Source organism: Ekhidna sp. (assembly GCF_963691765.1).
GTDB lineage: Bacteria > Bacteroidota > Bacteroidia > Cytophagales > Cyclobacteriaceae > Ekhidna.
On sequence record NZ_OY829375.1, the window covers coordinates 3775651 to 3790295 of the forward strand.

Genomic DNA, 14645 nt, shown 5'->3' on the forward strand with positions numbered 1-14645 from the left:
GACATGAGAAGACTAATCATATTTACTTTCAGTTGTCTTGTTGCTATTCTTGGTTTTTCGCAACTTGACCCTCTCTACAGTCAGTATCAGTTTAATCAGCAAATGATTAACCCTGCGTACACAGGTATTTATAGTGGAATGTCTGCTACACTTATTTCTCGAGTACAATGGTTGGGAGTAGATGGTGCTCCAACTACCAATACGTTATTAGGTCAATCAACATTTAAGGAAGGAGCAATTGGGATAGGAGGAATGGTCGTTGATGACAGACTAGGGGTAAATCAAAACATGGAAGGAATCGTGAGCCTGTCTTATAACATTCGCTTTAATGATTCAAAATTAGCAATGGGGATGCAAGGAGGCTTTACCCATTTTGGATATGATCTGAGCAATCTCAACCTAGATTTTGTAGATGATGAAAGATTAAATACAGGTATAGAAGAGTTTACTGAATCGAATTTTGGTGCTGGTTTAATGTATATGAAGCCTACTTATTATGTGGGTGTTTCAGTGCCTAGAATTCGTGGAATAGAAACCAATGATGGTGTAGCAAATAGTACAAGGTACAAACGGCATTATTACTTAAGTGCAGGATATTTTTATGAAGCTTCCGAATTCTTACAATATAAGCTGACCACTCTGGTAAGATATGTTGAATCAGAAAAACCATCTATTGATGTAGTATTCAGCGGCTTCATTGATAAGTTCATATGGACAGGCCTGACAGTAAGGGATTTAAGCAACTTTGGAATATTTACAAATATTGAGTTAGGTAAAAATCTGCGATTGGGCTATTCATTTGAGCTTCCTACCAATTCACTTTTGATAGCTAATTATGGAACCCATGAAATCAGTATCTCCATAGATAAGTCCTTCGAAAGAGGTAGAATAAAATCTTATCATCGTCGCTTTTGAGTTTTTTTTGTAGTTGGATCTATCTTATTTTCGATAGAAACACCACCACAAAATGTTCAAACAGCTAGCTAAACAAGGATTAATCCTATTTTTTCTTTTTTTTCTTTCATTAACATTCGTTAGAGGACAGGATGATCGACTTAATACTGTTATAGACTCGTTAATAAATCAATCGAGAAAAACCTTCCGTTCAGATCCATTTGCTGCGTTGAATAACGCTACTCAAGCATCGCAGCTTGCAAGTTCATTAGAAACCAAGCACAGTCTTGGTCATGCATTAAAAATGCAAGCCAACATCAATTACGTACTTGGAAATTATCCATTAGCGCTTGATTTGTTTTTACAAGCTCAACAAGCTTTTGAAAATCAAGGAGATTCAATAAATATGATTGGAGTAATAGCCAGTAGCGGGCTCGTCCACAAATCAACTAACAACTTCAAAAAGGCTATTGAAATATATAATTATGCGTTCGAAAAGGCTGAAGCTGCCGGAGCTACTGATTTAATGGCTAAGATCATTAACAATAAGGGAGTAGTTCTTCGAAAAATTGGTGATTACGAAGCTGCAGAACGAAGTTTTCTTATTTCGCTTCGTTTGAAGAAGAAACTTGGGAATGAAAAAGGAGTAGCTAATTCGCTTACAAATTTAGGAAATGTGATGGCTGATCAGGAAGAGTATGATCAGTCATTATCATATTTTAAGCAAGCATTAGAAAAGGAACAAGAATTGGAGAGTAAGGAAGGAATGGCTATGAATTTGAATAACATGGCAAATCTTTACTTAAGGATAAATAACCTGGATGAGGCTATCTCATTCGCAAAAAAAGGGCTTGCAATAGCTGAACAGCTCACTACTAAAATTCAAATTAAAGAGGCATCAAAGGTCTTATCAGACGCTTATGCAATGAAAAATAATTATGAGTTGGCTTTCGACTATTATCAAAAGTATACCGTAGCAAAAGATAGCCTTTTTAATGAAGATGAAGCTCGAGAAATTGGACGACTTGAATCCAAGTTAGAGTTAATAAGGAAAGAAATCGAAGTTGAGAAACTAAATAGAGAAAATGAGCTTAAAGAACTTAAAATACGACAGGAAAGGGCGCAGCAGCAATTATTTGTAATAGTTGCTCTACTATTGGTAGGGATACTTGTTTATGTCCTAATAACTCAACGCCAAAAGAGCAATTTACGAGAGCAACTTTTGAAAAGTGAAGTGGCAGAACTTCGTTCAGAAATAAAAGAGTTAATTGTTAAGCATGAAACCAATTTGGATATTCCATTGGAGAGTTTAAATGAGAAGTTGATACATCCCTTAAGCGAAAGGGAGTACGATGTTTTCAAGTTAATTTTCTCCCAAAAGACCAATTCCGAAATAGCAAATGAACTGTTTGTATCAATTAATACGGTAAAAACTCACCTTAAGAATTTATATAGCAAATTAGGTGTATCCAATAGGAAAGAGGCACTTAGCGTTGTGCTGGATACTAATTGACTTACTTTATCTACGAGTTTTGTTAAAATCAAGAGCTCTTAGATTTTAACACTTAACCTACAAGAATATAGTGGAATATGTTATTGACGTGTAATTGGGAGAAGAATGAAGTCATCCAAAAATCAACAGCTTATTGAAAAGAAACCGATTAGAAGATTGGTTTCAAGATATATTGAAAAGTACCAATTTTATCGTTTTGATTCTGAATCATGGATCAAGACTGTACCCAATGCTCGGTTAGAGTGTTGGCATATTTTAGAAGGAGGATTCAATATTTATGACGAAACGAAAAACAAATTTGTGTCAGCTCCGAAAATAGGTGGCTATCCGGCAACAGGTACCTCTTTATTATTCCATGTGCCTGAGAAAATCATATGCTTGAATATCAAGTTTTATTTACGTGCATTATCTATCCCGCTATTACAAACCCTCTATCCTCCAAACCCTTTTAGCAATATTTCCAATATATTATCTACTAATGGTTTAGCTAATCTGGATTTAAAATCTTTTTATAAAAATGAAGAATTAATTGCTGATGAATTAGATAATTGGATATCACCCATTTTTACAGGAATTGATGTAGATGAGACAACAAATGAAATTCTAGAAATACTTGATAGCAAAACTGTTGCTAATGTTTGTGAATTAGCTACAGCGCTTCATTGTTCTACGCGAACGTTGCAACGGCTGATTTTGAAAAAATTCAATATGAAACCTAAAGAGTTATTGAGTATTTATAGGTTTAGTAGAACTGCAAATCATATTCAATCTACAGAAACTAAAAGAGTAATTGATTCACTTTCCTTTGGCTATTATGATCAATCACATTTTATCAGGGAAACAAAAAAAATTGCTGGTGTTTCTCCAAGCGTATTATTTAATAACATGAAGCTGCAAACGCCTGACTTGATGGTTTTTAATTCCCTTTAAAAGTATTTTTTTGTTTTCAAATGGCGTTGAAGTCATTTTATTGATTGCCGAAAATAAATCTTAAATCGTTAGCAATTCTTCGGATATTTCACATCCTGTTTACTTTTTATCAATTTGTCAATACATAGGTGAAGGTCAATTGCGCTATTGATGTATCCAGCAATGGTGCAATAAATGGTAATAGTTCTAACTTTGAATCGATGTTTCGAATAGCCCTTTTTTTTATTGTTTTTACAACAGCTGGGATGCTTTCTGCGCAGGTAAAAGTGAATGCAACACCTACAGGGAAGCATGCCAATGCTATCAACAAAGGAAAGCAGACGAAACAGACGGCAGAGCAGCGTCGAGCACAAGTTCAGAGACTTGAACAGCAAGCAAAAGCGCGTAAACTGTACGAATTGAAGTACGACAGCATTAAGCTTACCTATCCTTCAGATTCGTTAGGTGTTATAAGTAGAGAAGATTCGCTTCAGATTTCCAATGCTATATTCAAAGATTCTGGTTTCCCGCAAGAATATCAGGAGCTCATACTGAATCCCGTGACTTTCAAGAGTGAGGCAGCCAATGCAGACAGCCTTGCCTTAGTGGAGGCATCAAGAATTTTGGAGGAAGAAGCAAAGAAATTTCTTCCTGATGGCGTTGGTGCAGATGACCCGATGGCGCAGTTTTCGAACCCAGCAGAAGGACTTTCAGAATCAGGCATTCCTTCCAAACCGAATCCCAATTTGGTGAAGCCGGAAATGGCCAGAGAATTATTCAAGAAAATCGATGCTGAAGAATTTCAGGATGCTCAGGCGGAAGTCCAAAAGTTGAAGAAAAAATACAGTGAGCTTCCTGATACCAGATATCCAGAAGAGGGGACTAAGCGCAATTCTTTGGAAGATGCACCTTTTAAAAAGCGCCTCTATTTTGGTGGAAATTTAAGCCTGCAATCGACAGATCCAGTTATTGTAAACACAAACCTTCAGGTGGGGTATTGGATAAAAAAGAAGTGGATGGGCGGAGTAGGTGTGATTCTGCGTGAACAATTTTCGAATGACTCTACCTCCGCGTTGACTGGAGATGGCTATGGATACAGCTTGTTTACGCGCTATGAAATTCCAAAGGGATTCTTTGCCTGGGGAGAGTTAGAACGTCAGATCAATCGTTCCGTATTTGGTAGCAGTGAAGAGACTATTCCTGCTCAATGGGAATCTGCCTATTTATTAGGTGTTGGTCGAGAATTTAAGATAGGATTTGTGCAGATGAGCTCGATGATACTCTATGATTTCAACTACAAGAATAATGATCTAAATGCCCGACCGATTGTATTTAGATTGGGTTTTCGATTCTCTAAAACGCCTTGAGATACTGTTAATTCACAGATATTCTGCGAATAATACGTTGAGCGTTGCTTTCTAGAATTACTAAGTAGTTACCCTTCTTCAATTGTGATGAGTCTATTGTAGCGGAATTACTTCCGTTGCTTACTTTTTCACTCAAAACCACTTTACCATCCATAGTCACAACCTGAACAGACGTTTCAGGAGCTAGTTGGGTGTCTAGCTTCAATGTGAAATTTTGACTTAAAGGGACAGGGTTAGGATATACCACTAATTGATCCGAAAGTGCTGATTCTACACGAATGATATTGAAAGATTCGCTCGCTCCATCGTAATCTACTTGTCTTAGTTGATAGTAATTGGTTCCAGAAGCAGTTTGGTCATTGAATGTGTATTGTGATAATTCAGACGTTGTACCTGCTCCTTTCACTGTGCCGATAGGAGTGAAGTTAACACCATTCTTAGATCGCAGGATTTCGAAGTAATCGTTATTTAACTCCGAAGCTGTATGCCATGATAATACAACAAAATTTTGCTCTAGCTTTCCATTAAAAAATAGAAGTTCTACAGGTAGGATCGTGCCTCCATCGTTTACTGTACCACCCTCAGTGATATTTACAGAGCCAAGGTCATCTACATTGTTAGTTGTTACTGCTCCATTTCCACTTACATTCAAGAACGAACTTGATCCAGAACCACCTTCGTAAAAATTAATGTCACCAGTAACATCCAGAGTTGCATTTCCATTGACATTGACATTTGAATTTGTCGCGTCATTTCCAGCACCTCCACCATCAACACCAAACTCAAAATCACCACTAACATTTACATCAGCAGTACCAGTGAAGGTAATCTGGTTGTTATCCGTTTCTATTTCAAAATCGTCTCCGACATTAAGGGTTCCACCAGAAACGTTAACTGTGTTGTCATCACCATCCTCGAATTTAAAGTCATCACCAATGTCAAGAATGCCTCCAGTCATGGTCAGGGTTCCACTACTTTGATCAAAGTCTACATCATCGAAGCCAGTAATGTTTGCTCCAGCCTGAATAATGAAAGTAGCATTTTGACCAATATTAAGGTCTTCTCCACCGGAGGTTTGGGTTACAGTAGTTGCAATGGTAAATGTTGATCCACTATTCGCATCTAAGTCATTAGACATGCTAATAGTACCTCCTGTTAAATTTACGTTTGCGCTATTATTACCCGTGATTTCATCTACATCTATGGTGCCACCGGATATCGTAAATGTGGCATTGTCAACGAATATGTCGTCTCGTACCGTAATGTCCCCAGCCGTAATGGTAAATGTGCCACTGTTGCTTATTGTGATATCGCCTGGCTCGAATGCGGAGTTTGCACTCATTATCGGAGCGTTGGTATAGTTAGAAGGGTTGATTACTACATTATCATCATTTCCTGGCAGTGTGTTTCCACTCCAGTTCAATGGATCATTCCAATCGGAACTAACGTCTCCTTCCCATGTCTGGGAAAACGCAGCTGTAGAGATAAATAGTGATAGTAGTAGTACACTAATTTTTTTCATCATGTGTGGTGTTGGCGGATAAGTGCAAATAAATATTAGATTAATTAAATAGTGTAATTAATTCTATGAAATTCATTGTTTTAAGGATAAATAGCCGATTTTATGCAGTAATGGATACTGAATAAAGTGTTTTTGGACCAATTGAAGTGAAATCATAGTCTTCATCCAATCTGCCCTTGGTTCATGAAAAACTCGCATTTCTCTCTGGTGCCTATGTATAATGTTCGATATCCTTTCTTTACAGACCATTCTCCAGTGACGGACCTTCTTAGCTTTAAACCGCTTCGTTTATTTCTCCTCTGTTTTAAAAAATCAAATATTAAGCTCATTATCGTAATGTTTTAGTTTAACAATCAATAAAACAACACGCTTAAATATTGATATAGTTCTATTTAATATTTATATAGTTATATAAGTATATTTTATGCCTGGGTACAAAGGAGGTGTAAAATCGATGAATACGATCTCAAAAGATCGATTTTGATGTACCTAAAGAGTAATAGAGTAGGTGCTTGCCGAACTATCTAATGATTATCTTTTGTCGGTACCGAGTCAATTGATCATCCAGACTGATGTGGTAAACTCCTTTCTTCAAGTTTGTGACATCTAGTTCATAGGCTCCATTTTCAAATGTGACTTTCTCTTTCAAAACAAGTCCTCCAGCTAAGTCATAAAGAACCAAAGTGACTTGATCATTTAGGAGGGCGCTCGAATTTTTGATTCTCAGAATATCTGAAGTAGGATTAGGGGTGATGAGTAAATCTGAATGTAATACAGTTTTCACGAGTATCGTCTCGTAAGTGGTACTAGTTCCGTCAAAATCAACTTGCTTTAATCTGTAGAAATTAAAATCAGAAGGCGATTTGTCTATGAAAGTATAGTTGATTGATTGATTGCTAGTGCCATTGCCAACAATTCTTCCAATTTCATTGAATGAGTTTCCATCACTAGATTTTTCAATAATAAAGTAGTCGTTATTAAGCTCAGTGAGTGTAGTCCAATTAAGAAGTATTTCATCATCTTGGAGATGTCCCGTAAAGGATTGAAGCGTCACTGGTAAAACCTGACTCAAGTTCGTAGTTCCTACCGTTTCTGTAGCTGAAGCCTGCCAGGTCATGTCTTCATAGAGGGAACCAATACAGCATAACTGCAAAGAAGTCCCAGACAGGGTGCTGCCTGTTTCTGTCACGCCAATGTCTGTGCTTTCTGCATCTAGTGCGATGCCATCCACTGCGGTGAATGTACCCTCATAAGACAGAAACTGAATGATGGTACCCTGATAATCTAGTACAAGTCCGTCTGGGGCACCGTTTTGTAATCCATTGGTAGGAAGATTGTAAGCGTAGAAATAATAATTATCAATGGTATCTCCATCGACGCTGGCATTATCTGGATCAATATCATATGAACCGTAAGAGGTTCCGTTGCCTCCATTGTACAAGGTCACGGTGAAATCAGTTAGTGGCGCAAATTCGCTAGCATCTTCAATGACGATTTCAAAGAATTCCCCTACATCTGTGCTGACATTGTCATAATGAATTTCATTGATCCATGCGTTTGGAAAGCTTCCTTCTTGACCAGTTACGCTGACGTTCTCAGAAAAGCTACCACTCACATGGGTTATGTTTCCAGAGGAAACGGCTTTATCGTTTGCAGGGGGAGTAAACCTTACATACACAGTGGTAGTGCCTACTTCTCCTCCCGTGGCAGTTAATGTAAGAGGCAATGCGTTAGAATAAATCGAACCGGAGAAATCACTTTCAAGGGCTATTTCAAAATCTGTAGGTGGAGTAACAATGATGTCATTGCTTAATCCAGACCCTTGCACGGTATAACTTCGATTTGAACTGGTGGTACCAAAATTTACCAATCCAAAATCCAGGGTAGTAGGGAGCAAGGTAATGCCATTACTAATGCTTTGTCCTGTATTGAAAGATCCAGGAGAGTCAGTGGAAGGACCAGTCCATGAAAAATCTGAATATGATGAACCACTGTTAGTTAATTGCAATGAACTACCGGGAGCATCACTACCACCTTCTGAAACTCCAATATTGGTTGATGCAACACCACTTGCAACACCATCTGCGGCTGTAAATACGCCCTCGTAGCTTAAAAATTGAAGCAACGTTCCATTATAGGACAATGCGATGCCATCAGGTCCATTTTGTATTCCATTTACTGGCAGTACATCATAATAGACCTTAAAATTCCCACTTTGATCCCCGAGGGTATAGTCCGCTGATATTGTGTAGGTTGCATAGCTGCTGTTATCTCCGCCGTTATACAGCGTGATGGTAAATAGGGATAAGTCCCATCCAGTATCTTGTATCACGACTTCTATCATTTCATCTTCATCGGTAGAAGCATCGTCGTAGTGTATTTCATTGATCCATGCATTAGGAGTTGTATTTACTCCTTCAATACCTGTTACTCCCACATCTACTTGCGTCGCTCCGGTACTAGTATGGGTGATGTTGCCATTGTAATTCAATCCTGAAGCACTCGGTGGCGTAAAACGAACGTAAATAGTAGTAGAAGCTACTGTGCCACTTGACTGAGTCAATGTTAGTGGAGAGCCACTATTGTAGATGGTAGACGAAAAGTCACTTACCAGTGAGAGTTCATATTCGGCAGGGTGAGTGATGGTAATATCGTTGGTCAGGTTTACTCCTGATACCATGTAGTTCTGAATACTTGAATTACCAAATACTACGTTGCCAAAATCTAAGGAAGTGGGGCTTACATTAATAGTAGGTGTTGTGGAGCTACCGCTTCCCCATATCAATGCGACATACTCGGGATGGTCAATAAATGGGTTTCTGTTTCCCTGGTAACTGTAAATGATGTCATTTCTGCTAGTCTCTGTTGAACTTACAGGATCTGCATTGTGCCAATCTATTAACACACTGAGTACTGCATGGAGTGGGTCTTTGCTTGTATTACCTTGAAGGGTTTCTGTGAGTTCAAGGTCTGGTTCGCCATTCTCACCTTCATACCGTGTAGCCATATAAAACAGCATTCTGGCGACATCACCTTTTACTTCGTCTCTTGGTTCCCAGCTAAACTCTCCTGTACAGGTATAGCTGTCAGTGGATCCATCTCCGTCTACATATTGAGAATCACATGGGTCATTGAAATTTCTGTTTGACCGTGCAGAATTTGTTGAGACATCTGCTGCACGCAAATGGTGTAAATCAGTTCCAGCACCTTTAGTCGTTCCAAAGTCGCCTCTGGATTTTGCCCAAACGTGTTCTCTGTTCCATCCAGCACCACTGTTATATTCTGCAGCGGCATCTCTTGTAAAACCAGAGTAAATGCATACTACCTTGGTGGGATCTGAAGGATCTTGATCTGTTAGTTTTATGATGTCCCAAGTGTCAGTACTGCTTGAGGAGTAGGGAAATTCAGTATGTCCTTTTATGATATCATACAGCGCTGTCTTAAGTGGATCTCCAGACAATCCATCAGCTGTGTCGTAGTACCCGGACGGTATTTGGGCAAACACATTCAAAGTGGGCACTAACAGTGCCACAAAAAACAATCTTCTCATTGGTGGTTTTAAATAACCTTGCAATTTACTTATTGTCAGCGAATTGCCTTGTTCATTTTGCCCAAAAAAAATCCATAAACATCCTTACAAACTGCTGTAATCTTGAGAGTAGGTTTAAAACTTAATACGGTATAAGTAGTCTTCCTTAGGTCCGTATTCAACATTTCTATTGAAAATTGCGTCTAAATAATAGATGTGAATTGCATTACATAAACCAATAAGATAAGAGTTAACCTAAAATGAATTATTTTTAGTTAACTGATATACAGTATCTATAACTTTTTACACCACCTAATGAAGTATAGAGCCGTAATTCCGATATTACTCATAATAATTGGGTTCATTTCTGCTATCGCCATACTATGGGATCAGGAGTTTAAAAACTATGTCCCAGTAGGTGATAACTCGGATTTAGCTGTTAATTCTAAGATGGACTTAGACTTTCTGAAAGAAGGCAGGCCATCCTACCTACACTTTTTCTCAGAAGAATGCACAAACGCTCGCGTAAATATCAATCACATCAATAGGATCATCACTAAATATGGATCACACGTCAATTTCTACATAGTAAACAGTAGCAGTATTGATGCTGTCAGCTTAAGGAATAAGTATGATATCCCCAGTAGCGTGCAAATAGTAAATGACGCAACAGCTACCCTCACGAAATCATTACACGTAAAGTCACTTCCGTATGCGCTGATTGCCAATTCAGAGCAGCGCCTATTTTTTGGAGGTAATTATAACAATCAAAATGGCCTTTGCGGATCTGGAGAGATAATCTGGTCATCCCCAGCAGTGGCTCTTAAATTTTTAATCAATCAGCAGCAACCACCAATTTTCCCAAGTTATCAATTGAATTTCGTGGGGTGCGGTGTTTAATAAAAGGACTATTATGAAAACTGTTAATTCGACTAAAGAAAGCACTTACCTGCAACACGCTAAAACAGACAAAATTGGAATGATCATGATTTCGGGTTTGTGGCTGTTTGGTGTTGGGATATCAGTCCATTATGATACCTGGGTTTTAGGTCTTGGAATGGGCTCTATACTGGCGGGAATATTCTTCATATCTATTAAGTTTTTTCCTGCAAAGCTATTCTCAAGATTAATTACTGCGTCTGTTATGGCGCTTTATATGGTCCAATATTTGGCACAACTACAGGGACTCTACGAAATGCACTTCTGGTTTTTTATAATGCCGATGTTTCTAATCATCTATCAGGATTGGAAGGTGTTTATACCATTTGCCGGAATTATAGTTATTCATCACGTTGCCATTTTTATCTTAGTTAGACAAGGTCAAAATGAGTACTTGAGTTATTTCATAAATATGAGTGTGCTCACCAATATGACCTTCTTCTACCATATGGGATTAGCGGTATTAGGCGTAGTTACTGCTGGTTTAGTTTCATTTAGACTCAGATCAGAAAGCATCAAGCGTTTCTCGAATGCAGATAAGCTTGAATTGCAGTTGAACGAAATGGAAGAAATGGCATTGAATGTTCAACAGGTAGCGTCAAGAATTACAAGCCAAGAGAATGGTAGTAATGGTAAGTCTGTAAGTGAAGCACTCAAGTCGCTAAGCGACGATTTCAACAATATTGTAGATAATATCATTGATGAAACTCAGGTGGTGGTAAACAATGCAGGAAGGGAAGGAAACTTCAATTCACGCATGTCTGTTGACGACAAGTTTGGAGTTTGGAAAGAACTGTCGAGCTCAATCAATGAGCTTTTAAATTTGGTTGCAGAGCCAATTTCAATTATCAATCAAGTAACAGATAACATGTCTAAGGGGACGCTTACAGATAATATTGAAGTTAAATCTAAGGGAGAGATGCAAGTATTGTTCGATAACATGAATATGGCGTTGAATAATCTAAGAATATTGCTTTCTCAAATCAACGATGGTGCAAGTCAAATTGATGATGCCACTTCTAACATGCTGACTTCAAGCAAGGAAATGGATGTTAGTACAAATGAAATCGCTAGTGCAATATCTGTGATTAGTTCGGGAGCACACGATCAATTACGTGAAATTGAGCAGACATCCAGGACCATAGAAGAAGTACTTGATAGTTCAAAAAAAATGCAGTCAGATGCTCAAATGATCAACAAGTCTGCGAATGAAGGATATTCAATAAGTGAAGAAGGGAAAAAGAAAGTAGAAGATGTTGTGAACAATATCGAATTGGTGGATGAATATTCCAACAAGACCTACGATTCTATTCATGTCCTATCAGAACGATCTAAAGAAATTCAAAAGATTCTAGGCGTGATTACAGAAATCACCTCCCAAACAAACTTATTAGCGTTGAATGCAGCTATAGAAGCAGCGCAGGCCGGTGAAAACGGACGTGGCTTCGCTGTGGTAGCAGATGAAATCAAGAAGTTGGCCGAAGACTCTCGAAAGTCAGCTGGTGAAATAGAAAAGATTGTTAAGGATGTTCAAGCGGACACAGAGGTGTCTGCTAAGATGATTGCTGAGATGAAGGAGATCGTGTCTAAGGGGGTGGCATCTACCAGAGATACGCATGAAATGTTTAATACGATTTCAAGAGAATCTAAGAATACATTTGAGATCTCTAAAAGTGTACTTGAGGCCTCTAATTTCCAGAAAGAACGGATGACCGATGTTTTCAACTCGGTAGAATCAGTAGTTCAAATATCGGAGCAGGCAGCCACTAGTACGGAGGAGGTTGCAAGCTCAGCAAGCCAGCTGTCTAGTGGAATGAGAAGCTTTAGTGAAAGCTCAAATCGATTGAATGATATGGGGCAAAATTTGAAGAAGTCGATGAGCAATTTTAAGTTGGAAAAATAACAGTCAGATTTTGACGCCACTGCGACAAAACATTTAAGTGCTCTCAGATTGTGGTTTTGAATTTTTAATCCATCATGGAAAAGGGTAAATTCATGGAGTACTAATCCTAAACCTAATTCTGCCACATGTCCACTAAAAAAGTCTGGAAGAAGGTTCTCGACGATCCTTCAAAACTCAAAGATGAACGAGTGATGACCGTAACCGCTGGTCACAAAAGTTTTTGTCTTACCCATCATGAAGGAAAGTTCGGATGTCTTGATAATAAGTGTCCACACCAAGGAGGCCCTTTGGGGGAAGGTTCTATTGAAAATGGATTGCTGAGATGTCCTTGGCATGGATGGGATTACGATCCGATATCAGGAAAAGCTCCTGGTTTTGACGATGGTGTAGAATCTTTTGAGGTTGAAGTTCGGGAAGATGGGGTATACGTGGAAATAGAAGAGGAAGAAGAAAGAGAGCGGACGGTTTCTGATGTTATGATCGAAACCATGGTGAATGCGGGTGTAACTCATGCATTTGGTATGGTTGGTCACTCCAATTTAGGAGTTGCGGATGCGATGCGCTATCAGGAAGAAAAAGGGAAACTTACTTTTATTGGAATACGACATGAAGGTGCAGCAGCATTTGCTGCTTCTGCATATGGCAAGATTACAGGGAAGCCCGCAGCTTGCTTTGGAATAGCAGGCCCAGGAGCTACCAATATGTATACAGGCATGTGGGATGCGAAGAATGACAGAGCTCCACTGCTTGCATTATCTGGACAAGTACAAACTCAGGTGGTAGGAACAGGTGCATTCCAGGAAGTAGACCTTGTCTCTGCCTTCGAATCAGTAGCGTCTTTCAATCACAGAGCACAGTCAGACAGCAAACATGCGGAGTTGATGAACCTTGCAGTCAAACATGCGATAGTAAATCGAGACGTGTCGCATATTACATTCCCTGACGATGTACAAGTGATCCCTTCAGAAGGTAAAGCAGGAACGTTAGAAAATAGAATAGCAGATCCCAAGATCATCCCTCCAAAAGAGGTGATAGATCAGGCGATTAGTAAAATAAAAGCTTCACAGCGACCAGTAATCATCGTTGGTCATGGAGCTCGGTTTGAAATGGATGCCATCATTGAACTTGCCGAGCAGATGAGTGCGCCGGTGTTGACGACATTTAAAGGAAAGGGATTGATTCCTGATCATCATCCGCTTGGTTGTGGCGTGTTAGGAAGAAGTGGGACGCCGATTGCGTCATACTTCATGAATGAAGCAGATCTATTACTCGTGTTTGGTGCTTCATTCTCTAATCACACAGGTATTACACCAAAGATTCCAACCATTCAGGTAGACTTTGATCGAATGGCATTGGCAAAATTTCATTCAATAGAGGTGCCCGTTTGGGGAGAACTTGGTGAAACAGCTCGGATATTCAGCAATCACATACAATCCGTTAAGACAGAATTCGAAGATCGTAGACCGGCCGTTGCTGAGAGGTGGGAAATTTGGAAGGCAGAGAAAGCAAAAAGACTTCAAGAATCTAATGATAATGGGGTAAGTTCTGTGGCTGTATTTGAAGCCATGAATCGACACATCCCTGAAAATGCAGCAATTGCGGTAGACGTAGGAAATAATACCTATAGTTTCGGCAGATACTTTGAATGCAAGAATCAGTCTGTGGTAATGTCCGGATATCTTGGATCTATTGGCTTTGGTTATCCAGCAGCAATGGGACTTTGGGCAGCTGTTGGACACGAAAGACCAATCGTTGCGGTAACAGGAGATGGAGGCTTTGGACAATATCCTATGGAGATAACTACGGCAGTGAAGTATAACATGCCGATTAAGCACATCTTGTTAAACAACCATGAGCTTGGGAAAATCTCAAAAGAACAACGTGCGGTTGAATTTGATGTGTGGAAGACGAGTTTGCAAAATCCTAATTTCTCTGAGTTTGTTAATAGCTGCGGTGCTTTAGGCATTCGAGTGACCAAACCTGAAGAGCTTGACGCTGCGTTTGAAAAGCTCCTTGCACATGATGGACCAGCTACTATTGAAATTATGACGGATGCACTTTTGATCTGA

The 14645-nt window shown here is 39.1% G+C and carries 9 protein-coding genes; 7 read left to right on the forward strand and 2 right to left on the reverse strand.

Features of this window, described 5'->3' with window-relative positions; all coding sequences use genetic code 11:
- The first annotated feature begins 3 nt into the window (after nt 1-3).
- From ACY650_RS16980 to ACY650_RS16995, 4 genes are all read left to right on the forward strand, one after another.
- Nucleotides 4-915: a PorP/SprF family type IX secretion system membrane protein gene (locus ACY650_RS16980; protein ID WP_462249255.1), complete on the forward strand. Its 912-nt coding sequence runs from the start codon at nt 4-6 to the stop codon at nt 913-915.
- Between the two features lie 52 nt (nt 916-967).
- The gene (locus ACY650_RS16985) at nt 968-2407 is read left to right on the forward strand and encodes a tetratricopeptide repeat protein (RefSeq protein WP_462249257.1); all 1440 of its coding nucleotides are present in this window, start codon (nt 968-970) and stop codon (nt 2405-2407) included.
- 105 nt (nt 2408-2512) lie between these two features.
- Nucleotides 2513-3337 (forward strand): helix-turn-helix domain-containing protein, encoded by an 825-nt coding sequence (locus ACY650_RS16990; RefSeq protein ID WP_462249259.1) that lies wholly within the window; start codon nt 2513-2515, stop codon nt 3335-3337.
- A 128-nt stretch (nt 3338-3465) separates the two neighbouring features.
- Complete coding sequence (locus ACY650_RS16995; RefSeq protein WP_462249261.1) at nt 3466-4683, forward strand: hypothetical protein; 1218 nt, start codon at nt 3466-3468, stop codon at nt 4681-4683.
- Nucleotides 4684-4690: 7 nt separating this feature from the next.
- On the opposite strand, the gene ACY650_RS17000 is transcribed toward ACY650_RS16995, so the two are convergent.
- Complete coding sequence (locus ACY650_RS17000; RefSeq protein ID WP_462249263.1) at nt 4691-6208, reverse strand: T9SS type A sorting domain-containing protein; 1518 nt, start codon at nt 6206-6208, stop codon at nt 4691-4693.
- Nucleotides 6209-6725: 517 nt separating this feature from the next.
- Entirely contained in the window at nt 6726-9755 is a 3030-nt protein-coding gene (locus ACY650_RS17005; protein ID WP_462249265.1) for an endonuclease, read from the reverse strand.
- A gap of 294 nt (nt 9756-10049) precedes the next feature.
- Here ACY650_RS17005 and ACY650_RS17010 point away from each other — a divergent pair, with 294 nt between their 5' ends.
- The 3 genes from ACY650_RS17010 (at nt 10050) to ACY650_RS17020 (ending at nt 14645) form a co-directional block, all read left to right on the forward strand.
- Entirely contained in the window at nt 10050-10634 is a 585-nt protein-coding gene (locus ACY650_RS17010; RefSeq protein WP_462249267.1) for a hypothetical protein, read from the forward strand.
- A gap of 13 nt (nt 10635-10647) precedes the next feature.
- Nucleotides 10648-12576 carry a methyl-accepting chemotaxis protein gene (locus ACY650_RS17015; protein ID WP_462249269.1) on the forward strand — a complete coding sequence of 643 codons (1929 nt, stop codon included), beginning with the start codon at nt 10648-10650 and terminating at the stop codon, nt 12574-12576.
- Nucleotides 12577-12701: 125 nt separating this feature from the next.
- Nucleotides 12702-14645: a thiamine pyrophosphate-binding protein gene (locus ACY650_RS17020; RefSeq protein ID WP_462249271.1), complete on the forward strand. Its 1944-nt coding sequence runs from the start codon at nt 12702-12704 to the stop codon at nt 14643-14645.